This is a genomic window from Brasilonema sennae CENA114, from assembly GCF_006968745.1.
Taxonomy (GTDB): domain Bacteria; phylum Cyanobacteriota; class Cyanobacteriia; order Cyanobacteriales; family Nostocaceae; genus Brasilonema; species Brasilonema sennae.
The window spans coordinates 1,671,836-1,697,548 of record NZ_CP030118.1 but is presented as its reverse complement, the minus strand read 5'-3'; the positions used below and the strand labels follow the sequence as shown (position 1 = coordinate 1,697,548).

General features: G+C 41.0%; 25 protein-coding genes and 1 pseudogene. 11 read left to right on the top strand and 15 right to left on the bottom strand.

Features of this window, described 5'->3' with window-relative positions; all coding sequences use genetic code 11:
* The first annotated feature begins 218 nt into the window (after window positions 1-218).
* Complete coding sequence (gene rpe, locus DP114_RS07160; protein WP_171975780.1) at window positions 219-926, top strand: ribulose-phosphate 3-epimerase; 708 nt, start codon at window positions 219-221, stop codon at window positions 924-926.
* 196 nt (window positions 927-1,122) lie between these two features.
* Here the strand turns inward: rpe and hpsJ-A are convergent, their stop codons facing one another.
* From hpsJ-A to DP114_RS07130, 7 genes and pseudogenes are all read right to left on the bottom strand, one after another.
* A complete protein-coding gene (hpsJ-A, locus tag DP114_RS07155) occupies window positions 1,123-1,836 on the bottom strand; it encodes an HpsJ-like protein, cyanoexosortase A-associated (RefSeq protein ID WP_171975779.1) in 714 nt (237 codons plus the stop codon).
* 37 nt (window positions 1,837-1,873) lie between these two features.
* On the bottom strand, window positions 1,874-2,524 hold the full coding sequence (locus DP114_RS07150) for a cyanoexosortase A system-associated protein (protein ID WP_171975778.1): 651 nt from the start codon (window positions 2,522-2,524) through the stop codon (window positions 1,874-1,876).
* Between the two features lie 13 nt (window positions 2,525-2,537).
* Entirely contained in the window at window positions 2,538-3,395 is an 858-nt protein-coding gene (gene crtA, locus DP114_RS07145) for a cyanoexosortase A (protein ID WP_171975777.1), read from the bottom strand.
* Between the two features lie 89 nt (window positions 3,396-3,484).
* Window positions 3,485-4,450 carry a PEP-CTERM sorting domain-containing protein gene (locus DP114_RS07140; protein WP_169265848.1) on the bottom strand — a complete coding sequence of 322 codons (966 nt, stop codon included), beginning with the start codon at window positions 4,448-4,450 and terminating at the stop codon, window positions 3,485-3,487.
* A gap of 471 nt (window positions 4,451-4,921) precedes the next feature.
* Window positions 4,922-5,131: pseudogene (locus DP114_RS36235) on the bottom strand (hypothetical protein); the annotation flags it as partial.
* A 69-nt stretch (window positions 5,132-5,200) separates the two neighbouring features.
* A complete protein-coding gene (locus tag DP114_RS07135; RefSeq protein WP_169265849.1) occupies window positions 5,201-5,383 on the bottom strand; it encodes a CsbD family protein in 183 nt (60 codons plus the stop codon).
* 676 nt (window positions 5,384-6,059) lie between these two features.
* A complete protein-coding gene (locus DP114_RS07130; RefSeq protein WP_169265850.1) occupies window positions 6,060-6,479 on the bottom strand; it encodes a hypothetical protein in 420 nt (139 codons plus the stop codon).
* An 846-nt stretch (window positions 6,480-7,325) separates the two neighbouring features.
* On the opposite strand from DP114_RS07130, the gene DP114_RS34325 reads away from it, so the two are divergent.
* The 5 genes from DP114_RS34325 (at window position 7,326) to DP114_RS07110 (ending at window position 10,588) form a co-directional block, all read left to right on the top strand.
* Window positions 7,326-7,970 (top strand): hypothetical protein, encoded by a 645-nt coding sequence (locus tag DP114_RS34325; protein WP_216669975.1) that lies wholly within the window; start codon window positions 7,326-7,328, stop codon window positions 7,968-7,970.
* 14 nt (window positions 7,971-7,984) lie between these two features.
* A complete protein-coding gene (locus DP114_RS34320) occupies window positions 7,985-8,332 on the top strand; it encodes a hypothetical protein (protein ID WP_216669974.1) in 348 nt (115 codons plus the stop codon).
* Between the two features lie 67 nt (window positions 8,333-8,399).
* On the top strand, window positions 8,400-9,077 hold the full coding sequence (locus tag DP114_RS07120; protein ID WP_246163081.1) for a vWA domain-containing protein: 678 nt from the start codon (window positions 8,400-8,402) through the stop codon (window positions 9,075-9,077).
* A 130-nt stretch (window positions 9,078-9,207) separates the two neighbouring features.
* Window positions 9,208-9,426 (top strand): hypothetical protein, encoded by a 219-nt coding sequence (locus DP114_RS07115; RefSeq protein ID WP_169266063.1) that lies wholly within the window; start codon window positions 9,208-9,210, stop codon window positions 9,424-9,426.
* Window positions 9,419-10,588, top strand: a complete 1,170-nt coding sequence (locus tag DP114_RS07110; RefSeq protein WP_171975776.1) for a PP2C family serine/threonine-protein phosphatase — start codon at window positions 9,419-9,421, stop codon at window positions 10,586-10,588. Before DP114_RS07115 ends, DP114_RS07110 begins: the two co-directional genes overlap by 8 nt.
* Here DP114_RS07110 and DP114_RS07105 read toward each other — a convergent pair.
* Window positions 10,538-10,912 (bottom strand): caspase family protein, encoded by a 375-nt coding sequence (locus tag DP114_RS07105; protein ID WP_171975775.1) that lies wholly within the window; start codon window positions 10,910-10,912, stop codon window positions 10,538-10,540. The genes DP114_RS07110 and DP114_RS07105 overlap by 51 nt on opposite strands.
* 10 nt (window positions 10,913-10,922) lie before the next feature.
* The gene (locus DP114_RS07100; protein ID WP_211178519.1) at window positions 10,923-11,291 is read right to left on the bottom strand and encodes a hypothetical protein; all 369 of its coding nucleotides are present in this window, start codon (window positions 11,289-11,291) and stop codon (window positions 10,923-10,925) included.
* 498 nt (window positions 11,292-11,789) lie between these two features.
* On the opposite strand from DP114_RS07100, the gene uvrB reads away from it, so the two are divergent.
* Window positions 11,790-13,790: an excinuclease ABC subunit UvrB gene (uvrB, locus tag DP114_RS07095; RefSeq protein ID WP_171975774.1), complete on the top strand. Its 2,001-nt coding sequence runs from the start codon at window positions 11,790-11,792 to the stop codon at window positions 13,788-13,790.
* Between the two features lie 29 nt (window positions 13,791-13,819).
* On the opposite strand, the gene DP114_RS07090 is transcribed toward uvrB, so the two are convergent.
* From DP114_RS07090 to hslO, 3 genes are all read right to left on the bottom strand, one after another.
* Window positions 13,820-15,235 (bottom strand): pyridoxal phosphate-dependent decarboxylase family protein, encoded by a 1,416-nt coding sequence (locus DP114_RS07090; RefSeq protein WP_169266059.1) that lies wholly within the window; start codon window positions 15,233-15,235, stop codon window positions 13,820-13,822.
* A 763-nt stretch (window positions 15,236-15,998) separates the two neighbouring features.
* Entirely contained in the window at window positions 15,999-18,092 is a 2,094-nt protein-coding gene (locus DP114_RS07085; RefSeq protein WP_169266058.1) for a chromosome segregation ATPase, read from the bottom strand.
* Window positions 18,093-18,254: 162 nt separating this feature from the next.
* The gene (hslO, locus tag DP114_RS07080) at window positions 18,255-19,160 is read right to left on the bottom strand and encodes an Hsp33 family molecular chaperone HslO (protein ID WP_169266057.1); all 906 of its coding nucleotides are present in this window, start codon (window positions 19,158-19,160) and stop codon (window positions 18,255-18,257) included.
* Between the two features lie 436 nt (window positions 19,161-19,596).
* Between hslO and DP114_RS07075 the strand changes: the two genes are divergently transcribed.
* Window positions 19,597-19,983 (top strand): hypothetical protein, encoded by a 387-nt coding sequence (locus DP114_RS07075; protein WP_169266056.1) that lies wholly within the window; start codon window positions 19,597-19,599, stop codon window positions 19,981-19,983.
* 56 nt (window positions 19,984-20,039) lie between these two features.
* Here DP114_RS07075 and DP114_RS07070 read toward each other — a convergent pair whose 3' ends face one another.
* Window positions 20,040-21,251, bottom strand: coding sequence for an HhoA/HhoB/HtrA family serine endopeptidase (locus DP114_RS07070; protein ID WP_169266055.1), 1,212 nt, complete (start codon window positions 21,249-21,251; stop codon window positions 20,040-20,042).
* 248 nt (window positions 21,252-21,499) lie between these two features.
* Here DP114_RS07070 and DP114_RS07065 point away from each other — a divergent pair, with 248 nt between their 5' ends.
* The 3 genes from DP114_RS07065 to DP114_RS07055 all read left to right on the top strand — a co-directional run bounded on the left by DP114_RS07065 (window position 21,500) and on the right by DP114_RS07055 (window position 23,947).
* Window positions 21,500-21,898, top strand: a complete 399-nt coding sequence (locus tag DP114_RS07065; protein ID WP_169266054.1) for a metal-sensing transcriptional repressor — start codon at window positions 21,500-21,502, stop codon at window positions 21,896-21,898.
* Window positions 21,899-21,904: 6 nt separating this feature from the next.
* Window positions 21,905-22,741, top strand: a complete 837-nt coding sequence (menH, locus tag DP114_RS07060; RefSeq protein WP_169266053.1) for a 2-succinyl-6-hydroxy-2,4-cyclohexadiene-1-carboxylate synthase — start codon at window positions 21,905-21,907, stop codon at window positions 22,739-22,741.
* 156 nt (window positions 22,742-22,897) lie between these two features.
* On the top strand, window positions 22,898-23,947 hold the full coding sequence (locus DP114_RS07055) for a 3-deoxy-7-phosphoheptulonate synthase (RefSeq protein WP_169266052.1): 1,050 nt from the start codon (window positions 22,898-22,900) through the stop codon (window positions 23,945-23,947).
* Between the two features lie 60 nt (window positions 23,948-24,007).
* On the opposite strand, the gene DP114_RS07050 is transcribed toward DP114_RS07055, so the two are convergent.
* Together DP114_RS07050 and DP114_RS07045 are read right to left on the bottom strand one after the other, a co-directional pair.
* Entirely contained in the window at window positions 24,008-24,718 is a 711-nt protein-coding gene (locus DP114_RS07050; RefSeq protein ID WP_169266065.1) for a glycoside hydrolase family 24 protein, read from the bottom strand.
* Between the two features lie 165 nt (window positions 24,719-24,883).
* Entirely contained in the window at window positions 24,884-25,543 is a 660-nt protein-coding gene (locus DP114_RS07045) for an NAD(P)H-binding protein (protein WP_169266051.1), read from the bottom strand.
* Window positions 25,544-25,713: the final 170 nt, after the last annotated feature.

Here is a 25,713-nt window from a genome sequence, read left to right as displayed (position 1 = left end):
TTTGTGAACGCAACTCAGTACAGTTAAGCGTTCCTTGTTACCTACCTTAACTAGTAAATTCATAAACAAAACCGAATTCTACATTTGTTTGTTGTCAGAAAGTACTACTAACGACTAATTAATCCCCAGGAAGGAAAAAGTGGGGATCAGATAGATGAGCGTTTGCTCAAGTTTTGTTACAATACTGACAGATGAGGACGCTTTAAAACCCACGAGCCATGACCCAAACACAATCTAAAAAGCCCATTGTAATAGCTCCATCCATCCTATCAGCAGATTTTAGTCGTCTAGGAGACGAAATACGTGCTGTAGATCAGGCTGGCGCAGATTGGATTCATGTCGATGTAATGGACGGTCGCTTTGTACCTAATATTACGATAGGTCCTCTGATTGTGGAGGCGATTCGCCCAGTGACACAAAAGCCTCTGGACGTCCACTTGATGATTGTAGAGCCAGAAAAATACGTAGAAGATTTTGCGAAAGCAGGGGCAGATCACATCTATGTTCATTGCGAACACAACGCTTCACCTCACCTGCACCGCACGTTGGGACAAATCAAAGAAGCTGGCGCAAAAGCAGGAGTGGTTCTTAACCCCGGTAGTCCTTTGGATTTGATAGAGTATGTTCTAGAACTGTGTGACTTGGTGTTGATTATGAGCGTCAACCCTGGTTTTGGCGGTCAAAGCTTTATTCCTGAAGTTGTGCCAAAAATCCGCAAGCTACGTCAAATGTGCGATGAACGTGGTCTTGATCCTTGGATTGAAGTTGACGGGGGACTCAAGGCAAATAATACCTGGCAAGTTTTGGAAGCTGGGGCGAATGCGATCGTAGCTGGTTCAGCTGTGTTTAAGGCAAAGGATTATGCTGAGGCTATAGAGGGTATTCGCAACAGCAAGCGTCCTAGTCCACAACTCGCAACGGCTTGAACTATTAATTGACGAATAGTCATTAACTCAATTTTTCTCGTTCCCAGCCTCAGGCTGGGAATGCATAACTTGAGGCTCTGCCTCAATATAATCATTATAATCATTGGGAGGCTCAGCCGGCTGAGCCTCCCTTTAGGTCTTCCCATGCAGAGCATAGGAACCAGAGAAATAAATTTCTAAATATCCCCGTTTTATATCAGTTTCTTGCCCAACGGGTTCCCTTCCAAATACTGATAAATAAAGTTCCTGCAACCACAGCACCAAGATTCCATTTTACAGAAGTTTTAATCAAGCTTAACCCTCGAAGAGACTGAGTTGCTTCTGCTTGAGTTTTTATCTCTTGTTTAGCTTTTGAGACATCTGATAACAATTGCTCTTTTAATTCTTGAGGATTTTTATCTATTTTGCGACCTTGACTCTTGAAAAATTTATCTATCTGTTCGGGTGAGGCTTTAGTTACTTGCTGTTCTAATTGTTCAGCTTGATATATTTGTTGAGTCGATACAGTTTTTACTTGAGCGGCATTTTGACTGTTTAATCTAATGGTACTTACTAGTCCTAAAGGTATTAATAGAAAAAATAATATTCCCAATAATAAAGTTAACCAAGATAAAAACTTTAAAACAGGAATTTCCAATTTTGTTCGTGAATGTAACTCCCCAAAAAACACTAAAACTAGTCCAATTAAAGGCACTGGAACTTTTTCAACTAGCATCCCCATTGTTTGAAATTCCCATACAGGATTCATAAAGTTGGGCGGAATAAACATCTCAATGATGTCGAACAATGCCAATAATAATAAACCATAGCCCAGCGATCGCACTATTGTCATCGAGCCTTGCTGACTGAAGGCAAAGTCTTGTAGTTCTTGAACGACTGGAATAAATTTATCGCTATTTGATTTTGTCATTTTGCGAACCGAGTAATACAGAAAAAGTGACGATAATTTAGGACTTGGGAAAGCGTGGTTCCCACCATCGATACCAAGAAAACCAAGCGTTTTCTAAAACTTGGTAAGCTGCTTCTGGAGAAGAATTTTTGAAAGGAACTGATAAATGCGCCCAAAGACAACGGTTGTCTTGAAGTTGTTCCTGACTCAATATCCAGGACAATAAACGTTTCGGCTGGATTGCGTGGGTATGTAGATTTTGATTAAATTGTTCGTTAGTAAATGTACTGCCACCTTGAGGGTTGATACAGGCACTCAAGTAAGCTCGTTGCTTTTCTACTCCCAAACCATAGTAGCCGACTCCTTGTTGCTGACGTACAACTGCAGGGGAAGAGATAAAGGTAAAATCTCGCAGAAGCTGAACAACATCTCCATCCTTCAAATAACGCATTTCAATATCTAGAACCCAATTCTTGTTTAGGTATTGATAATGCTTTTGAGCTATGACTTTGTAAACCTTTTTTGTTGGCTGTGGTAGTGGACGACTGATAGTGAATTGCCATTGTGGTAAAGGAACCTCTTGAGGAAATGTAAACGCAGGCACTGTCTGTTTGTCTTTTGTGGGAAGAAACACTATAGTTCCTAAAACAAACAGGACACCACTCAGAGTGAATGCCAAAAGTGATATGCGTAATTGTTTCCAAATCATCGCTTCCAAATCATTACTTTGATGACTCCGTGGCGTCTTTATTTCTTAATTCAGACCTTCCAAGGTGAAACCAGCAAAATAATCCAAAAAGTAACACGGCAATCAGCGAAAATACCAGAGAACCATCTCCCTCATGCCAGTAATCAAAGACTTCCATATGTCCTTGCGCTACCAAGATAGCCATCAGAGCGACTCTTAAAGCATTCACAATAAACGCCAATGTGCCAGCTACAAACGGGATCAGAATTTTGTACTTCAAATTTTGAGGAAACATCAAGAGAAAAAGTAGGGCTAAGCCTACTAGTTGGAATATAAGCTCTATGCCAGAACAGCCAGAATAAACTTCTACGCTTCCAGTCGGAAGATAAATTAGAGTTCCATTTCGAGCAACTTCAAAACCTGTGTACCAAAGAATTAAAGTTGTAAATTTGGCAGTTAATAGGGATATATCAAGCCATGAAGATAATAATTTAGGTAAACTCAGAAAAAATAAAATGAATAATTCTGCTTTGTATTGCTTTAATCCCTTAAAACCAGAAGCCAACAGAGCAAGACCAATTGCCAAAATCACTGGTGAGAGGTACAAGAAAACACCAAAGCTTGTGAGGGATATACTTTTTATGAGTAACAGCGCAATTAGTGTTAGACCAAAAAAACTAGAGAAAATTTCACTTTCTAGATTTAAACTGTAGCGCTTTTCCCAAACTAAGGAAGATATAGCCGCCCAAAATAGAAAAGTCATGCCTAACAAGCTAGAATTATTAGCTTTCCAAAGCACAGCCAAATTAATTGCAATTAAGCCTGCTCCTATTGCTAATAGCCAGATTTGGGGGTATTTGAGTTGTGAGACTGTGAATTGAGAAGCTTTCATATCATGATGAATATAGCTCTTAGCCAGGGGTGTATTACCCCTGGCAAGTGATGAGATGGGTGTAGGAGATAGATTTTATTTAAGTTTTCCTACACTTTTGCAGTCTCTTTTTGTTGCTGCTTGTTGTATTTACGACGCAGAGCAACACCAAAACTACCTGCAGCTAAGGAACCTAATATGGTTAGAGGTTCGGGGACAGGTTGTTCTGAGGCAATTTCACGTCCTATTTTCTGTGTGACAGCATTTCCAAAGTCCGAGAAGTTATTTGCAGCAATGAGGAAAGAGCCAGAACCTCCAATAACATTGTTTCTGTAATAGGTATCTAGATTAGCCTCACTACCAAGAATTGGTAGACCGTTGATGACAATTCCTGCGTTAACTGCGTTATCTCGTGCTGCTCTGAGGTTTGCGTCTGAGGTAACATTTTCTGAACCATCACCTGACACATCAATAACTCTTCTGTTCCCAACATAATCATTATTGTCGAGTAGATTTCGAGCAAAATTAATGCCATTAGCAATACCAGTGCTACCGCTAGATGGTCTTGAAGTTGCTGCGATCAAATCAGCAAATGCATTAGCACTAGCAGCATCACTAATAAATGTCCAAGGCACTGATTGTACAGCACCACTAGACCAGTAGGATAGAGTCGCTGCAAGACCCCCTGGTAAAGCTGAAATTTGATTCTGAATTGTCGGATTTCTGAATGCGTTTACGTAACCTTGTTTCTGCAAGTTGAATTCATTGGTGTCAACGCTACCTGAGACATCGACAGAGAGCACTAACTCTGTGCCAACTACAGTGGCGGCAAAAGATGCTGACGGGGACAGCACACCCAGCGTCAACGCGGCTGTCCCCAGACCGATGACAGCCGCTCCCCATGTATACTTGTTTTGAAAGTATGTAGGCAAGAAATTCAGAGTTGCTTTGCCTATGCCTTGTCTGCTCCCACTTCGATTAACACTCGTCTGTCCGATGCTCAGTGTTCCTAAAGCAACATATTTTGCCTTAGAACAAACTTTACGTAACTTTCTTCTAACCTGAAATCTTGTCATTGGGCTCACTCCTACAAGTAGGTAAAAGTTGATGGTAGATTTACCCTGGAGTGAGATTTGCTCTTCACCTCAAAATAGTTGCACACAACAGTGCTGGGACGGGTTAGCGTTAACCTGTCACACACCTGATCACAAAACATCTATCAAACGCTGATCGCAAGTTCTATACTTGCCTCTCTTTCTGAGGTACTAGGGGTGTCTTCAGTAATGCTTCTGAAATTGCATAGTAATGAGTCTCACTGTTTAAGTAAGCAAAATCAACTATTTCTAGTTGTCTTAACACAAAATTTAAATTGAATGTTGTTATTACGTAAACATTAGATAGCATGAATAGTGAGCTTAGATCAAGCTTCTAGATGATTCATCACCTAGATTACTAGATAAAAATTTGGTAAATTTACCACTATCAAATAAAAAAGATGGGCATTATTGCCCATCCTACTACAAACTTAAGAACTCAACACTCAACTTTTATCGGTTATGACTCCCTAACCATTTAGCTGCAGCAATTCCCAAAATGGCTGCTACAACAGGATTGCTGAGAAACCTGATAATACCCGGTTGCTCTGCCAACACTTCGCGGAAGATCTCGGGATGGTTGTAATAAAAAACGAAGCCCGCGTTAGCGGACTTCGTTTGCGCGCTTTGATAGCGCAGGTAACTATAAGTTTTTAAGTTTAATAGCGTAGGTATTTGTTAAAATAAATACGCCATTACAAACGATCAAACCTAGTAGAAAAAGCATTAGTTCTATTTAAGCGCGTCTTTTACGTCATCTTTAACGTTTTCAACACCATGACGTACTTCGCCTTCTGCTTGCTTAGCCTGACCTTTCGCTTTATCTTCTGGATCGCCAGTAACGTTTCCTACTACTTCTTGAATTTTACCTTCAACATTTTTAGCTACAGCCTTTGCACGATCTTCTAAACTCATTTAGCCCTCCAGGAATCCTATCAATTACGTTTTAATGTTGATGATTAACTTTGAGCTTGTTTTTCATCACTCTTCCAAATTAGCTGAATTTTGTGACAACAGCCTTCCACCTCCAGATATATTAATCTCCTATGCTAAAAGAGAGAGGAAGACTTACTACTAACTATTCCTTTAACACTAGTTAGTTATGAAAAACTTTTGATGCGACTATATGGCAATCTGACTTAAAAATGGGTGTAAGGTGTAAGGGTGTAGTACAACGCGGCGTAAATAGGGCAACCATTTAAAATCCCTAAAAACCTCATCCCATAATACTTCTGACTTTTGACTTCTGACTTTTGACTACCGCCTTGCGGTAGTAGGGGTGTAGGAGAAAGACATTATTCATGGCGAGGTTTGTGAGATTTTCTCAGCAATGCTGACTTGAAAATAGAACGGGCTGCGCCCTTGCACTGTACAGCAACTCCTGACTTAGAAAAGGCTGCACGCTTACACTCTACAGAATAAAGAATCAATTTTCATCTGTTCTAGTGTTCTGTTCTAATGTCAGGAAGTACATGATGGCTATTTAATAATAATGTTTTATGAATAACTCTTAATGCCCCCTATTTGATTAATCAAAAACCCGGCATCTTTACGAAAACCGGGTGAATAAAGTTATGTGTACAGTTTTTATTTAATCAAGAAAGCCCATGAGAGATTCGGGATCGTCAATAGTATTTGATGCTATTGGGCGATTTCCCATGGCAGAGTATGTTTCATAAATGACGAGATCACTTGTACCAACTGGACGAGTTCCAGACTGGTTCATAGTGTGAGCAACTTCAAATAAGTGACCTGTAACTGGGCGTATACCCATTACATTCCTTGTCTCTACAACTTGCAAATCACTGGAGCTGACAGGACGTATTCCACCGACAGGTAGTGTATTATCTACTTCAACTTTACCTAGTAGTTCTATCCCTTTTTGCTGGTCACCACTGTGCTCTACTTGGTCCCAACTTTTACCCTGATTATTTTCCACTGTAGTTTCTCCGTTAAGCTTCAAATTTTTTCGCCGAGGACTTCTTGCTTCACCAGAGCTATTTATGCTCATTCATTCTCACCTGGTGCATTGTTAACTAATTTTACAAGATTCTGAGAAAGTTAAATTTTTCCTTAATATCTTTAGTTTAACTTTAAAAATATCGTGTAGGTATAATTATTTTGTAAGACTTATATTTTCAATATAAATCTAATATTTTTGTTAATTAAAATAAAGAAATGTTGCAGGTCTTATCGGTTACAGATTTCAAACTACAGATGAAACTTATTTATACAGTCAAAGCACCGATTGGATCGAAGTTGTTAGCATATTAAATAGAAGCAGCTAAATTAACTTCTATGACGCAATTTCACCTTCAACCTCCCTTTCAAGCAACAGGCGATTAACCACAAGCGATCGCCCAACTTGTCGATAGTATTTAGGCTGCTGATATTTTTAGTATTTTGGGCAATCATCTGATCAATAAGGTTGCAAGTGATGTGGAATAGTGGGCATCGCATCCTCAAAGCCCTAAAAACTAGCATTTGCAAACATGCGCTACTTTCAGCGTTGCCCAATAGCACTACCGTCACAAACAATGTTTACTTCAAGATTAGTAAAATATTTCCAGCTTTACAGAATATAGCACATTTTTGCTTTTAAGTATCAAATCATCTATGTAAGTACAGTACGGTCATCCAGTGTCAATAATTTTAACTGGATTCTGTTGGTACCTGCGAATAAACACTTAGATTTATTTGATCAATCCGGAATCATGAGTTACCTTATTGTTGTATAAATCACATTAAATGGCTTGTAGCTGAATAATCGATTGACGCTATAACCCTTGCTGCGTATTTTTTTGGGCATTTTTTCAGTGTATCAAGCCGATGAGTAATATAGAGTAGGTATGTAATTATGACGAGCCATCTGATAATCTATGATGAGCACAGACAACCACGTAGACTGAGCGAAAAAATCGGTGGTGGTGGACAAGGAGACATCTATCCACTGGCAGAAAATCCCAGTATTGTAGTTAAAATATTTAATCAAGAGAAATTGCAAGAAAGAGGACGTGAACTGAGGGAAAAAGTTTTCGTTCAAATTCGTGTGTTAGAAGACCTGATTAGCAGTCCCTATGTAACTTGGCCGCAAATAGAGGTTTTTGACAGCAACGACCAGTGGATGGGCTATGCCATGAAAAAAGCTAAAGGAATACCACTGAGTAAGTTAGCTCACCCGATGCTCTATTTAAAATACTTTCCAAACATAGATAGAAAAGGCATAGTGCAAATCTTGCTACATCTTTTAGATACCATTGACATTTTGCACAAAAAAGGAATCTACGTTGGCGACATTAACTTAGGGAATTTTCTTGCAGACCCTTCTACGTTTAAAGTTTATCTGATTGATACAGACAGCTATCAAGTCAAAAATGCTAGGACTTCCCAAATCTATCCTTGCCCTGTAGGTAGACCAGAGATGACACCCGTAGAACATCATGGCCAGCCGACAAGATTATCAGAACACTTGAAAGCGACTTATTTTCGTTGGCTATCTTGATGTTCCAATGCTTGATGTTGGGACAACATCCTTACAGTCAAGTTGGTGGTGGAAATCCGGTAGAAAATTTGCGAAAAGGTAATTTCCCCTATGGAAAAGGAGGCGCCAGACCAGGGGAGGTAGAAGCTGTACCACCAGGACCTTGGTTTATTATCTGGAGCCACCTGTCATTTAAGGTCAAAAACCTTTTCATTAGAACGCTGAAGGAAGGTGTTCGCGACCCATCAAGTAGAGCATCTATCGCTGAATGGCGAGATGTACTTCAACAATACTACTTTGCTATCCAACGAGGGCATATGACTTCAGAAATCAGACCAACAGAACGAAAACCCAGTCGAGATTGTGAAGATAGGATTGCTTAAAAATATTTTGTAATTGCCTTTTTTTTTGAATTATTTCTTGGAATTGAATTGATTTGGAGACAGCAATATGAGGATGTATCTCAATAACTCATATGGTGATTTAATTGAAAATCCAACGCCCCGTTGTGCATGTATGTTGGTCTTGGATGTCAGTGGTAGTATGTCTGGTGATCCAATTAGTTTACTCAGTAAAGGTGTAAATCAGTTTATTCAAGAAGTCTGTCAAGATGATTTTGCAAGCCTTGCTGTAGAAGTAGGAATCATTACTTTTGGTAGTACTGTAGATGAAGTAACTCCTATCCAATCGATTTTGGGAATTAGTACACCGACTTTTTCTGCTATGGGAAGAACACCGATGGGTGCAGCAGTTTCGAGAGCGATTGAAGTTTTAGAAAACCGCAAGCAGCAATACCAAAAACATGGTGTTCCCTATTATCAACCTTGGATTGTACTGATGACTGATGGTGAACCAACTGATGAATACCTCAAGGCTGCGGCTCAACTGCGCGAACTAGCAGAAGATAGTAAAATGCTGGTGTTTGGGATTGGTATAGGTGACCACTGTAACTTGAAGAAACTTGCTGAGTTTTGTCCCGCAAATCGTCCTCCAAAAAAATTAGCAGAGTATAGATTCAGGGAATTTTTCCAGTGGCTTTCTCAAAGTATGGCGAAAGTCAGTGTTTCGACTCCTGGAACTGGTGTTGAATTACCAAATACTAAAGGCTGGGATACCATTCAAATTTAACAGTTATCAGTTATCTCAGATCTTGCACCTCGACTTTAGTACGCCTTGAACTTAAGTTCAAGGCTGCATAGCCAAAGTCCGTTAAAACGGACTGAAAGACTCAGCCAGTCCGTTTTAACGGACTTGAACTTTGAGCCAAGAAATTTATTTCTTGGCGGACGAGAATTATGGTGCAAGATCTGATTTATCAGTTTCACTGTTTGAAAAAGGTAAATGGCTCTACACTGAGCATTATTTATTGCTCATGAGTCATCAAAAAGTGATGAACAACAAAGTTTCATGTAGGGTTGACGCTCTACAGAAAATTGTAATTAATTTACAAAACAATGGAGGCGAAAATTATGGCTAAAAAAGTCAAAAAAACAGATAAAAAAAAAGAAAAGTCTTTACGCTTGACAATTCAAGATTTTAGTGAGATTCAAAGAAAGTATCCTGATAGCATAGAAGCACTCAATTATGCTAATCATTATAAATCTAAAAATATTGCCTATATTAAGCTGACGGAATTGCATAATCAGCAAAAAAAATTAGGCAAAGATATAGTTCCAGACGTACTGATTGAGGAGATGACAAGTAACTGGGGAGATGATCACTTTCGGAGAAAAATTCAAGACAAAAATAAGGCATTCTCTTCAAAAAAGGAAGTGCCATGTGTGGAAGATAGTTTTTCAAATTTAGAAGAGATGAATGAGGCTGCAATCTTGACAGCAAAGAATGAAAAGAGTAATGCGGATCTCACAGATAATCAGACACACAAACCATTAGAAGATATCATTCCACAACAAGAAATTTCCACTGAAGAAGACAAAATACCAGAGAAAACAGAGTGGCGAGGTATTTATGCTACTACTATTGGTCGTTCTCATCTTCACTCTCATCCACAAGTACCATGTCAAGATGCAGCAAAAGCTATATCAAAGCCGCGAGCAGGTATTTTTGTGGCTGATGGTGCTGGAAGTGCGAGACTATCTCATTTCGGTTCTAAGGCTGTTGTTGAGGGCTTGGGTGAGTTTACTCATTCAATAGAATCTATTCATCAAAACATTTTAGACCGAGAACAAATACTTAATTGTAATGAAAGTAATGAAGGTAAAGAGTATGCGTATAAGTTTATAAAATATGCAATTGAAAGATTACGAGAACTTTCAGAACAAAAAGAATGCCGGGTTGACGACTTGAAGTGTACGTTACTGATGACGGTGTTAGGCAAACATTATTTATTTTGGCTGAAAGTCGGAGATGGCTTTATTGTTGTTGAAAAGGATAACAAGCTGGAGTTACTTGGTTCTGTAGGAAAAGGAGAATTTGCCAACCAAACTACATTTCTTAGCGAACGCTTGAAAGACGAAGCTATATATTATGGTTTTTTACCTGTTCAAAATGTGACGGGTATTGCTGCATTTACAGATGGTGCAGCAGAAACTTTAGTGAGTATGGATGGTTCTAGAATAGCAGGTGCGTTAAGTCATTTGGTCTTTAATAAAACTGGCATTGATGGCACTTTGAGGTAGCACTCTTTTGTTCTGGCTGACACGGGTAGCAGGTGCAGCGATGTAAAGATTGCCATTATCATCCTTCGCACCATGACCGGAGAAGTAGAACAGCACCAAGTCTTCTGAACTGCGGTTAGCAAAAAGGTTGTATATGGCATCTGCCATTGTGTCTTTTGTCGGATTCAATAGCAGGGTGATATCAGTTTCAGCAAAACCCCCTATGTCTGGATGCTGCAATACACGCTTCATTTCCCTAGCATCTCTGGTAGCGCTGGGCAAGGCTGACAGCCCTTGTTGATGATAATTGCTGACTCCAACCAGTAATGCTACCTTCTTCGCCATCTCTGACTCCTTATTCTCCAACAAATTCCTGGGCGGCTTTAATAGCTGCTATCAACTCAGCTTGGCTACTGGCTTTGGCTTTGAGAGTTTTACCATTAGCCGTGACTTCGATCTCAATCGTTTTCCCTAGTAGGCGATCGCCCAAAAGCCTCATGAAAGATTGAATCTTTGTTTTATTAACCTTAGCCGTCAGCACCCCCAGTAAATATCCACTTACAGACTTTGAGCCTTCTGGGGAATTCTCTACTGTCACAAGACCTGCATCTTCTACTTCAACCTCTTGTTTAATATCTTGTAGGAGATTCTCTGTTTTCTCTTGCAGTTCTGAATCTTCGAGACGATCATCTAAAAGCGTGAGTTTCACCTGAACATTTGACATGCAATTTATTTCTCCAACTGGTGGTGACTGAATTTACGGATTAATCAACGAATCCTCTGATGCTTACCTCTGACTTTGCCCTCAGCAAAATTCCCAGCACCCTCACTCTTTCCTCAAGCTCAAACACCCGCGTTAACACCTTAACCTTGGTAGTATGAGTTTCATATGGGGCTTTGCAGAAATTTTCCACCAATTCTCACGCCTTTGAGGGGGGGTGAGGAGGTGATTTTAACTTCTAAGTTATTTATGCTACACTAGTATTTCGTGGAGAGCTACGCTGAATGCCAATTTAAATGTAGATGCTAGACATGATGGTCTTTTTAGACACTTGACATATTATACCAAATTATACCAGTGGGTTGTCTACCCGTTATTGGTTGTTAAGAGCGGGTTTTGTTGAAAGGTTATTGATTTGTCTGGAGCAATAGAGGGGTAAACTTACACCACTTATATAAAGATTGCTTAGCATATAAAATAGAAGCAGCTAAATTAACTTCTATGACGCAATTTCATCTTCAAGCTCCCTTTCAACCGACAGGCGATCAACCACAAGCGATCGCCCAACTTATCACCAGCGTAAATAATGAAAATAGGTATCAAACTTTACTGGGAGCTACGGGAACAGGAAAAACTTTTACTATCGCCTCAGTGATTGAAAAAGTGGGGAAACCCACTCTCGTTCTTGCTCACAACAAAACTCTCGCCGCACAACTGTGTAACGAGTTGCGAGAATTCTTTGCTGAGAATGCAGTTGAGTATTTTGTTAGCTACTACGATTACTATCAGCCAGAAGCATATATTCCTGTCAGCGATACATATATAGAAAAAACGGCTTCGATTAACGATGAAATTGATATGTTGCGACACTCAGCAACGCGATCGCTCTTTGAACGCCGCGATGTAGTTGTTGTTGCATCTATTAGTTGCATCTATGGTTTAGGAATGCCCTCAGAATACCTGAAAGCTGCGATTCCCTTTCAAGTCGGTTTGGAAGTAAACCAACGGGAAATACTGAAAAACTTAGTATCCATTCAGTATAGCCGCAACGATGTGGAGTTAGGTCGCGGACGTTTTCGCGTCCGGGGTGATGTGTTGGAAATTGGTCCTGCGTATGAAGACCGAATTATCCGCGTGGAATTCTTTGGTGATGAGATTGACGCTATTCGCTACGTTGACCCTGTCACAGGTGAAATTATTAAGAGTGTAGAAGCGGTGAATCTTTACCCGGCGCGTCACTTCGTCACTCCAGAAGAAAGGTTAGAAGAAGCTTGCGATGCGATCGCAGCAGAACTCAAACAGCAAAAAGCACAATTAGAGGAAGCTGGGAAATTACTAGAAGCGCAACGCATAGACCAGAGGACGCGCTATGATTTGGAAATGTTGCGTGAGGTGGGTTATTGCAATGGTGTGGAAAACTATTCCCGTCACCTCGCAGGACGCCAAGCAGGGGAACCACCCGAATGTTTGATTGATTATTTCCCCAAAGATTGGCTGTTGGTCATAGATGAATCTCATGTCACTGTACCGCAAATACGCGGAATGTATAACGGCGACCAAGCACGGAAAAAAGTGTTAATTGAGCATGGGTTTCGTTTACCCAGTGCGGCTGATAACCGTCCATTGAAGGCTGAGGAATTTTGGACAAAGGTGAATCAGTGTATTTTCGTTTCCGCTACCCCCGGAAATTGGGAACTAGAAGTTTCTGAAGATCATGTCGCACAACAAATCATTAGACCAACTGGAGTTGTTGATCCAGAAATCATAGTCCGTCCGACAGAAGGGCAAATCGATGATTTGTTGGGCGAAATCAAAGATAGAGTTGACCGCCAGGAACGAGTGCTGATTACAACACTGACTAAGCGCATGGCAGAAGATTTAACTGAATATCTGCAAGACAACAGTATTCGGGTAAGGTATCTGCATTCGGAAATTAATTCGATTGAGCGAATTGAGATTTTGCAGGATTTGCGCGATGGTAGCTTTGATGTGTTGGTTGGTGTGAACTTGCTGCGGGAAGGTTTGGATTTACCAGAAGTTTCTCTGGTGGCGATTTTGGATGCTGATAAAGAAGGCTTTTTGCGTGCAGAACGTTCTCTGATTCAAACGATTGGAAGGGCTGCGCGTCATGTGCGAGGACAAGCGATTATGTATGCGGATACCTTAACTGATAGCATGATCAAAGCTATGGAAGAAACCGAGAGGCGTCGCAATATTCAAATGGCTCATAACCGGATGCACGGAATTACACCGCAACCAATTGTGAAGAAAAAATCGAGTAATGCGATTTTGTCCTTCTTAGAAGTGTCGCGGCGATTAAATGCAACTGAGTTAGATACAGTTGAGCAACATATAGATGAATTTCCCCTAGAAGAGATTCCAGGGTTGATTACTCAACTGGAAGCACAGATGAAAGAAGCGGCGAAAAAACTAGAGTTTGAAGAGGCGGCGAAATTGCGCGATCGCATTAGGCTGCTGCGGGATAAGTTGCTGGGACGCTAGATGCTTGCGGAGATATCTCGTACATTTCGCTACTGCATAACTGAGTCTTTAAACGAACTTATCGTTTCTGAAAGTGCTTCCCACAGGATTTGAACATCAATCTGTTGAGTGCGCCAGTTGGAGAATGCAGCTCGAATTGCTGGCACAGTTCCATAAACAGTTGGTGTTAGGAAAACCTTTCCACTATCGTGCAACATTTCCAGGAATTTTTTAATGGTGTCTAATCGAATCTCTTGCCCGTCAACTGACAAGGTAAAGCAGACGACATTCAGACGAACAGGAGCCAAAAGCTTGAAATCTCTACAACTTCTTATTTTCTCACCTAACAGTTGAGCTAACTCACAGTCTCTCTCGACGATGTCTTGATACCCCTGTGCACCATAAGCTATCAAGCTAAACCATGCAGGAAGTGCCCTGAATCGGCGTGAGTTTTCTGGAGTTAAGTGAACAAAATCAGGATTTTCAGCCGGGACTCCAAGATAAGCTGCATTATTTTGAAAGACTTCGAGTTGGAGATTTCGATGCCGTGTAAATTGCATAGCTGAATCATAAGGAACATTCAGCCACTTGTGAGCATCAATGGCGATCGAATCCGCAGTATCCAGTCCTTGTACCAGATGGCAGTATTTAGGTGAACAAGCTGCAAATCCACCAAAGGCAGCGTCTACATGTAGCCAAAAATTAAACTCTTGCTTGAGTGCTGCAATTCCCACTAAATCGTCAAAATCAGCGGTATTAACGGTTCCTGCATTTGCCACAACAATACATGGCTCCTGGCAACGACTCAAGTTTTTGGTGAGTTCGTCTAAGTCAATGGCTTCTCGTTCGGGTAAACAAGGAACAATTTGTAGATGACTTTTACCCATTCCAAGCATAGAAAGCGCTTTGCTGATGCACGAATGAGGTGAACCGCTGAAGATTTTGATAGCGGGCAAAGCATACAGTCCATTATGAGTAATATCGATCTTCAGCTGTTGAGCAATCCATTGTCTGGCTAATGCTAAACCCACAAAATTGGACATTGTCGCACCTGAGACAAATGTTCCGGAGTGGGAGTCTGATATCTGGAAGAGTTGGCGAAGGAAACTGATTGTCTCTCGCTCAACTTCAGGCGCAGAGGAATCTTTCGCACCGATGACATTTTGATCAAAGATACTCACAAGCCAGTCACCTGCAATCGCCGCAGGTGTAGAACCGCCAGTCACAAAGCCCAAGTAACGAGGACCGCTACTAGCAGTAATCCCTGCACCATACTTGTTGTTAAACGCCTCTAGAGCTTTCTCTGTACCAATCCCCTCTTTGGGCAAGGAAGCTATGTCATAGTTTGGAGGCACAACTCCAACGGGACGTTCGTTCAAACCTTGCAAAAATTGGGTTGCATGACTCAGAATTTTTCCGAGTATCGGGTTAAGGCGTGTGACATCGGTTTTTAAATTTCTATCCACTTTGTTTCACAAGCTGTGACTTTTAGTTACTAAGCCTACACAGAAATTTATTGTGTATGCAAATTTGATATCACTGTCCTTCGATCACCCTCAGCCATTTTTATTTTGATCGCTAACTGAACCGTGTGATAAAGTTACGTTACTTTTTTGGATTTTTAGCGCTAAATCAAGGACTTTCGTTTTAATACTGAGTGCTTATTTAGCATAATCTGTCTTAGCGCAAAATGTGGGTAGAAGAATTTTTGATGACTGAATTCAAAGTAACTATGACGATTACGCATCAAACTTATCCGATATGTTCATATCATCTCTTCAATCACCAGTCCAACAATGATATTTATTAAAAATAAACGTTTTAATGGGTAGTAAAAACGTGAACATCTCAAGTGAACGTGGCAGTGGCAGATATACATAAATAGATGTCACATACCTGAAACGTTAAAATGCCTTCTCCATTAGATTGGGGAAGGCATTTATTTTGAGCACTCAATTGCTGAATGGGATTCAAAAGATATATTAATATACCCCATATGCACGGACTGATAGTGTTTCAGGCACTGCAAAATCCTCCGACAACCAGATATTTTCCAGTTATTTTGATAGTTGCTAAAGTAGAGACACAAGATTTTAATCAATTTGAACAGTTAAACTTTGCAGGGGTAATTGCAAAGCTTTTTGACCTTTAAACTTAGCAGTGTAAGTGGCTGAAACACTGAGATGCTAATATCCAGCAATATAGATATGTAGCTAGCTTTCTAAAAATTTATTGCTGTCCTTCGATCACCCTTTGTTGCTCAGTATAAGAATCTTGTGTAGGTTCTTGTTGAGATTGTTCCTGTGGAGGTTCTTGTGGCTGAGGAGTGAGATATTCCTGCCATGCTCTAATTTGTTCTCGTGCAGCACTATAGGCATCAGTTCCTCTTGGAATCAGTCTGGCTGTCTCAATAGCTCTAGGAATATTAGATTCTCCTTGAGCACGAGCTATATCCAACAATTGCTGACTCCATTGGTCAATCGCGATACTTACATCACTGCGTAGGATGCTATTATCCGGTACTCTGTTTGCTAGCCTAATTGCTTGTGCCAAAGCTTCTGGAGTTCCGGTAACTGCGATTTCTCGTGCTTTGTTCCAGTTTTGTTTTGCACGAATTTGTCCTTGCCACTGATCTATAACTGTTTGTGCTTGACCAGAAAGTGCTCGTCCTGAGCGGATTTGTTGAGCTGTTGCAATAGCAGAGGGTAAATCGCCACTGTCAGCCAAGTTTTTTGCTTGGTCTAAGTAGGGCTGGTCTTGAATAGTTTGAATCTTTGCTGTCCAATTCCCAATTTTTCTTCGTGCTTCTGGATACAATGCACGACCTCGTTGAACTTGACTTGCCTGTGCGATCGCCGCTTGTAAAGAGTTAGCATCCTCAAGCATTGCCATTTGATCAGCTCGATCCAAATACGGACGGTCTTCGATTGTCTGTATTTGAGCAACCCAACCACCAATTTCTTTTTTTGCTTCCTCTGCACGAGGGTTGCCTTCTGAAATCAGTTGTGCTTCAGTGATAGCTGCTGCAAAATCTTTCACTGAACCAAGACTAGCCAGGTTTCTTGCTTTTTCCAAATGGGCGACATCTTGAATTTCTAGTTGCCAGCTAGCAATAAGTTCTTGCGCTTTTTCATATTTTGGTCTGGTTGCCTCTATTTGTTGAGCTTGGGCAATTGCTGTTTCTAGACCGGCTGTTGTCCCTAACCATGCACTCCTCTGTGCTTCAGATAAGGCAATAAAGTCTTGTATGTCCTTTTGATGTCCAGTGCTGGGGGGAATTTTTTGGGCTATCAAGATAGCTTGGTCTGGATTTCGTCCGTCCAGTTTTGCCTGTGCCAACTCAAGCATTTTATCTCCAAATTCCGAAAGAGCTTGCTGGGCCTTGGGATAAACGTAACTGTCTTTGCGAATCGACTCTGCCACCTTAATGGCTTTGAGGAGATTATCGACTGTTTTGTTTTCGGCTAAAGTTTTCGCTTTTCCTAACTGCTCACCATCTTCTCGGGCGCTGACAATTAATCGATTCAACTGGTCATATTTCGTCATCGACCAGTATGTATTATCTACACGCAACAATCTAGAAGCTAGCATGAACGCTTGATGCCATTTTTCGTCACGCATTTGGGCTTCTGCTTCAGTGTAGATGCTTTCTGCGCTTGACCAGATGGATTGCCATTTGGAAATTTTTGCTTCCACTAATCGATAAGCCGATTCCTCTTTTGGAACCTGGCGAGCTGTTGCGATCGCTTCGTCTAGCCGACCTGCCTGGAAACTCTGGTCTGCTAGTTGTAGAATCTCCCGTGACCAATCTTCTATTAAACGGTCAATTTCTTCACGAAGCGGGTGATTTTTTGGCAGTTCTTTGACTAGGGCGATCGCTTGCAGAAGGTCTTTTACCGTTTGCTTAGAAGCTGCCAACTGAGCGCAATTTAGCCGTACCGAAGCACTAGCCAATGGCCAGAAAATCGATGGGCAGTTAGGCGCAGATGGCAGCTTGAGTAACATTGCTGTTGCCATAAAGGCTATTCCGCTAGGAACCAACGCTAACAATAACGTCCACAACACCCACGATTTCGTCCATTTAGGCAATGTCCAAGAACTTTTACTGACTGGTACTATTTCTTGCGACTCTTTATCTAGAGACAGTTGATCCGAATCATTTTCTTTTGAGCGTTTCACAGACTCGATGATATAACTGCTTGTTGCGACTCCAGACGTTTGTGTTTCACTAGATTCTTGCCTTCGGTATCCTCTAGTCATATTGTTATCTGGCTCTCTTGCTTTGCCTGGTAACCAACTTTCTGGCATATCCCGCTCTGTCATCTCTCACACCAAAATAAACAATTAACTTTAGCGATCTGTTATAGCTCCAAAGTTTCGTCCCTGCCATCGTAACTTCCCTTCTGGATGAAGTTACTTCTTACATGATGATATGTCCTCCACTCATATCATGTATATCCTAGATAAAAAGTTTTCTTTTATACTTTACACCCCAGCCGACGCTTCTGCTTGCAAATCTACGACCAATTGAGCCAAGTCATCTCGACTTGCCTGGTAAACTGTACCACAAAAATCGCAAGTTGCCTCAGCCCCATTATCTTTTACAATCATGTCTTGCAGCTCGGCTTCACCCAACATCTTGAGTGCTCCTAGCACGCGGTCAAAGGAGCAACCGCAGTGGTAACGTAAAATCTGGGTTTCCGGAAAGATCGTAACTCCCATATCTCCCAGCAAGTCACCAAAGATGTCTGTCAAGGATTTTCCTGCTTGCAACAAAGGTGTAAATCCTGATAGTGCGGCGACTCGTGATTCCAAAGTTTCCACTAGAGCTTCGTCTCTAGCGGCTTTGGGTAAAACTTGTACTAGTATTCCTCCGGCTGCTGTCACTCCGTTTGCTCCTACGAACACGCCTAATACTATCGCTGAAGGTGTTTGTTCCGAACTGATGAGGTAATGAGCCACATCGTCCCCAATCTCACCAGAAACGAGTTCCACTGTACTAGAGTAAGGATACCCGTATCCAATATCGCGGACAACGTAAAGAAAACCTTTTCCTACTGCACCACCAACATCAAGCTTACCTTTGCTATTGGGAGGCAGTTCTACGGATGAGTTTCCTACATAGCCACGTACTGTTCCATCTAATCCTGCGTCTATCAATATACCACCCAAAGGTCCATCACCTTTGACGCGGATATTGACTCTCGACCCAGTTCGTTTCATACTAGAAGCCATTAGCAACCCTGCTGTCATCGTTCGACCTAGCGCAGCCGTTGCCACATAAGAAAGCTTATGTCTATTTCTTGCTTCTTCTGTCAAGCGTGTTGTTATTGCACCTACTGCACGAATACCGCCTTGTGCTGCAGTGGCGCGAATTAATTGATCCGCCATGAAAAAAAACCTATACCTTTAATTTCTTACCGAAATTTCCTGTGCAAAAAGCACCGAAAGATAATTATCTTAGTATAACAAAACTTAACTTAACTTAAATAGGTGGGTGATGAGTGGGTTGGAATGAGTGACAGTAACTTAGTGAATACATGTTGTGTTTGCATATCTTTTTTGCTTACTGTGTAAGGGTGTTGAAAGAAATTACAACTTTTTAATCAGCAATAAGCGAAACCTCACGATATGGTTTTTGGTTCTTCTTCCTGTTGGCTAGGAAGGTGTCGCTAATGAGACTTTGTAGAAATCTTTTGGAAATCCTGGACTTCGCCACATCAAGAAGCCCCCACCATAAACGGTACTCCGTTTTGGTGGTAAGTACTTCACTGCGGTTCGTTATACTAAAAAGACACTATCTCGCGCTTCCCGTAATCCTCGAAAAATGTTAGGTAATTATCAACAAAGCCAAATACGGATAGAAGTGGATGCATCCTTCAGTGCAATTCGCGACAGTCTGCTGCGTCCTACGGAACTAGAAAAATGGCTGCCCACAGGTCGCTTTGCTACTGGAATGCCAGAAGAACTCCATTCTGGAGTTGAGTATACTACCCAGATTGGAGCACTCTCGATTCATCATCAAGTAGATGTGGCACGTCCTAACTGTTTACGCTTGTTACTCTCTCAAGGAATAGATGGGTTTCATGAATGGTACTGGGGAGAAGGTTGGGTACAGTCTCGTTTAGAGGGAGTGACAGTTTTACCGCTTTCTTTGGGACAAACTTTAAGTTTGTTGAGTTTGCGTCAGTTTCTGGTAACAAAAAAACCTTGACAAAAAACCCAGCTTCTTAAAAAAGCTGGGCTTTTACAGTCTAGGATTTCAAATTTTTAGGAGGGATTTTGCAGTTGAACAGTACGTATCGATAGCTGTTGTGTCCGGTTACCCCTTTGCACTTTCAACTGCAATTGCTGACCAACACGACTATTTTCTACAATGTCAAGCAACTGTGTGCCTTTTGTGATGGGCTGTCGATCAACCTCAAGAATCACATCTCCAGGACGTATTCCCGCAGTTGCGGCTGGTGAATTGGGCACCACTTGCATGACTAAAACGCCATCAATTTCTGGCAATTGAATCGGAGAATTAGGGTTAGAGTTGAATTGTCTTGCCAATTCAGGCGTTATTTCTTGCATTTGCACACCTATAAATGGGTGAGCAATTGTTTCTCCTCGTTCCAGTTTAGTAGCAACTGTTTTAGCTTTATCAATAGGGATGGCAAACCCAATACCGGTTGCGTCACCACGAATGGCTGTGTTGATACCAATGACTTCACCTTGAGCATTCACCAGTGGTCCACCAGAGTTACCTGGGTTGATAGCGGCGTCGGTTTGAATGAAATCTAGGCGTTTGTTACCAATGCCAACTACACTACTGGAACGTCTGAGGGTACTGATAATTCCTAGAGTAACGGTGTTATCTAATCCTAAGGGGTTACCAACTGCGATCGCCCAGTCACCCACTTGTACCTTAGTTGAAGAACCCAAGGGTGCAATTGGTAAATCAGCACCAGCGTTAATTTTGACTACCGCCAAATCAGTCACTTCATCAACGCCTTGTACCTTTCCTTCAAAACTGCGTCCATCTTTGAGACGAACAGTCACCTTATCAGCCTTATCGACCACATGGGCATTCGTCAGAATTAACCCACTCTTATCAATGATAAAGCCAGAACCAAGACCACGTAATTGCTCGGGGGGCAACTGCTGTGGTGAACCGTTACCAAAAAATCGCCGGAAAAAGGGATCGTCAAAGAATGGATCAGAGCGTCGGGTAATTGTGCGCTCAGTGTCTATCCTCACAACTGCAGGTCCAACGCGATTTACTGCTGCTGTCACAAAGCTACTGCTACCAATAGCAGCAGTGGCTGGTGATTTCTGAGCAATAAGTTGTGGTGAGGCAGCACTGACAGAACTCGGTGCTGGTTCTGCTTGAGAGGGTGAGACTTGCAAAGTGCCAACAGTTAGCAAAACTCCCAAAATTACGGCTAACACATGAGTACTTAGTTGGCGTATTGACCGGAGTCGTTTGGAAAATCGCATAACCACAACCTTATATTTCAGCCTAATTGTTGTTTATACAGTGAAAAATCTCTCTATAGCTATTTTTACAGGTAGACTTGACAATTACTATCCATTGACGTTTGTTTCTGGCTTCATATTTCTATATTTCTCCCAAATACTTCAAAATAGGGGATTTGTTCTTGAATTTACTACTCCATCTGTGCCCACCCCCTCCTCTCTGCTCTAGGGTAGGATCTTATTTATTCGCAGCACCTATATGAAAACTTATGAATGGATCGAACAGATCAACAAAACAATCCCCACCCACATCACAGCAGGATGAGGATTTACTCTTTGACGATACAGACAAAGATCATACACCGCATATTCACAATCATGGACACTCGGCTCATGCTCACGTTCATAGCGAAGAATCTCTCCGGCGAATCGTCAATCGCCTTTCGCGTATAGAAGGGCATGTTCGTGGTATTAAGACAATGGTACAGCAAAGTAGCCCTTGTCCTGATGTTTTACTACAAATTGCTGCAGTGCGGGGAGCACTGGATCGGGTAGCACGGATTGTCTTGGATGAACATTTAACAGAGTGTATAGCAAGAGCTGCAAAAGAAGGCAATATTGAAGTTGAACTCGAACAACTTAAAGCTGCTTTGGATAGGTTTTTATAAACACACATGCTTTCCAAATCAAAAACTAGTGAAGATTATCAGTTTCACTATTCGTTCAGTGGTGATCCAAATAAACCACTGATTCTTTTTTTGCACGGATTCATGGGAAACAGTCATGAATTTGAGCCAGTAATTTTCTTAATATGTGATAAATTTTACTGCTTGACAGTTGACCTTCCGGGACATGGAGAAACTAAAGTTTTGCGTGGTGATGAGTATTATACAATGCCAAAAACTGCCCATGCCCTCATCAGCTTACTGGATAATTTAAAAATTACCCAATGCTTTTTAGTTGGATATTCAATGGGAGGGAGATTAGCTTTATACCTGGCTCTGCATTTTCCTCACCGTTTTCCTAAAGTTGTTTTGGAATCAGCCTCTCCTGGTTTATTAACAAAAGCAGAACGAGTAGAACGAGTTAAACGTGATGAGCAAATCGCCAGGAAATTAGAAAGAAGTGTTTGCAGAAATGATTTTGCTGCCTTTGTCTCTAATTGGTATAATCAAGAGATTTTTGGCTTGCTTAAAAACCATCCCCAGTTTCATCGCCTTCTAGAAGTCCGGTTGCAAAATCATCCAATTGAGTTAGCTAAATCACTACGGTTTATGGGTACTGGATGTCAACCTTCTTTGTGGAAAATGCTGATAAAAAATAAAACGCCTGTGCTTTTATTAGCAGGGGAATCGGATGAAAAGTTTATAGATGTCAATACAGAGATGACTAAAATTTGTGAATCTTGCCAACTAAAAGTTATTCAGACGTCCGGACATAATATTCATTTTGAAAATGTTAAGGCTTTTGTTGAGAATATTCAAGATTTTTTATCTAAGGATAACATTTGAAAACCATTGTCACCCACATCTTGGATCTTTGACGATAATCAATAAATATGACAAAAGAAAAAAAGAAAATATATGAAATAACTTCAGATGATTGAGTTATACTATTCAATGATAAAGAAATAGTCAACTTGTAGCAAACTTCAAACCAAGCAAGTTATGGAAAACAATCAATTATCTAATACTCACATTGAAAGTTTTCAACCCTTGTTAACTCCAGATGATTTGAAATCGAGATTACCTTTAACCGATTTAGCCAAAGAAACAGTTTTGAAATGTAGAGATGAGATAGAAAAAATTCTAACTTTTCAAGACAGAAGAAAGTTCATAGTAGTTGGTCCATGTTCTATCCACGATACAAAAGCAGCAATAGAATATTCAGAAAAACTTAAAATTCTTGCTGATCGAGTAAAGGATAAACTGTTGCTGATCATGAGGGTATATTTTGAAAAACCAAGAACAACAGTAGGATGGAAAGGATTAATTAATGATCCTGATATGGATGATTCTTTCCATATCGAAAAAGGTCTATGCATGGGACGTACCTTACTGCTAAAAATTGCTGAATTGGGATTACCCATCGGTACAGAAGCACTCGATCCTATAGTACCGCAGTACATTAGTGAACTTATTACGTGGTCTGCAATTGGAGCACGCACAACCGAATCACAAACTCATCGCGAAATGGCAAGCGGACTTTCAATGCCAGTGGGTTTTAAAAATGGCACTGATGGTAATATTAATGTGGCTTTGAATGCTCTCCAATCAGCTCAGAAACCTCACAACTTTTTAGGAATTAATAAAAAGGGACAGGTGAGCATCTTCAAAACCAGAGGAAATGCCTACGGTCATGTTATTTTGCGAGGCGGTAATGGTCAGCCTAACTTTGATGCAGCGAATGTCAAACAGGTGGAAGAAAAATTAAAAGAGGCAAATTTATCGCCGAGAATTGTTATCGACTGTAGTCACGGCAATTCAAGTAAACAGTATAAATTACAGAGTTCTGTCTTTGAAAAGATTATTCAACAAATAGTGGATGGTAATACATCAATAGTTGGCATGATGTTGGAATCCAATTTGTATGAAGGTCATCAACAGATTCCTAGCGATCGAGAACAATTACAGTATGGTGTTTCTGTTACAGATGGGTGTATTGGTTGGCAAGAAACAGAAGAAATTATTTTGGCTGCTCACAAAAACCTAAAATAGAAAGGTTGTGTTGCAAAAAGTTCTACCAATTCCAAAAACCAATGATCAACCGAGAGCTTTTTATGACACTGATTTTCCTGATGCCTTTAATTCTTCTCTCAACATTTTCTGATAAATCTGTGGTAAAGACTTGCTCACAGAATTAGTTTCTATACCATATCCCAAACTTGTCCAAGTAGGAGACAACCGGCGCAAAACATCTGGTAACTTTTCTTGACGTAGCTGTTGAGAAATATCAGTTCTCCAAAATCGAGAGTCACTTAACCAACGATAGACAACTACGTCTTGATACTCTGGTTCAAAACTATAAGAAGCCCAAAACAAAAATCGTCCTGGGCTTGGGTGATAACGTGATGCTATATTATACCATGTGAGATTAATAATTTGATATCTACCTGCTGCTGTAGAACAATTACCTTTGTTCACACCTGTAACAATAGTGACGCATATCTCAGGATGGCGGCTAAGGTTGTTAACGTGCTGTCCACCATACAACACTGAATAAGGACGGTTGCCACTTGCTTCACTTGCTGAGATGGTTCTCATCAAAGCACGGATATAAGGATCGCCCCCTTTCATAACTAAGGGAGGCTGTTTGTTGGCAAAGGTAGGATCGACATGCGATCGCAAATCTCCAAATATTGACCACTGCAACAAACATACGAAGCCAAGAAGTGCGGCTATTGGTGCTATGAGTTGTTCAACGCCGCCTTTGCGTTCTAAGCTTTTGTTCAGAGTCCGACTCCTTAAAAAATTAGCTGTTATTGCCATCAAAATATAACAACAATCTTCCACGCACTCATTCCGGAAAATAACCAGAAAATTAGTCAAAAGTCAATAGCCATTAGTGATTAGTTATTCGACTCTTGACCCCTTCGGGGTCAAGAGTCGCAGGTGACTGGCTGACTAAGCTGGCTCACTGCTTTGTACTAAGACTTAAGCGACATTAGCAAACAGTTCTCCAAAGCTTTTTGCGGGAGCATTTTCTTTGGCAACAATCTCGACAATTTTATTTTTTGCTGCGGGTTCAAACAGCGCTTCAACAGAAACCTGGGCTACTTTTTGTCGGGGAATGCTACCCTCGAACAATGTATCAGCGCTTTGCATCACGATTTGGTTGGAATTATCTTCATTCTTTAAACCACCCGGTCGGACAATTGTATAGTTTAGACTGCTTTTCTGGATGTACTCCTCAGCTTGCTTTTTCCAATACAAGATTAGCCAGAACAAGTTTAGGGGATGAAAAAACTGAGACGCAGCCAAAGAAGAAACTAAGACAATATGCTCAATTCCTTTAGCCTTTGCCGCATCTACCAAATTTTTAGTCCCTTCATAATCCACTTTATAAGGTCCTGTTGGATCAAAGCTTGGTTTTGCGCCAGTGGCACACAGTAGCACTGTGCTATCTCCCAAAGCAGCAGACAAGCTTTCTGGCTTTAACACATCCCCCACGACTAACTCGGCTTGAGCACCTAGAATACTCCTTGCTTTTTCTACATCCCTGACTAAAGCACGAACGGGAATATTCCGCGCTATGAGCTGTTGTACTATCCGGCGACCTGTTTCACCTGTTGCCCCTGCTACAAATGCTTTCATGAGAAACGCTATCCTGGAAAACTAGTATCTGTTTTTCAGTTTCCTATTTTAAAGATTCTGACCAAGATTTAGATGAACCACATGACAGATGATTAAGATTCCGTCAAAATGGAAATTCAGTACGAAATGTTTTATCTACCAGCCGAATTATTAATTTAGACAAACACTCT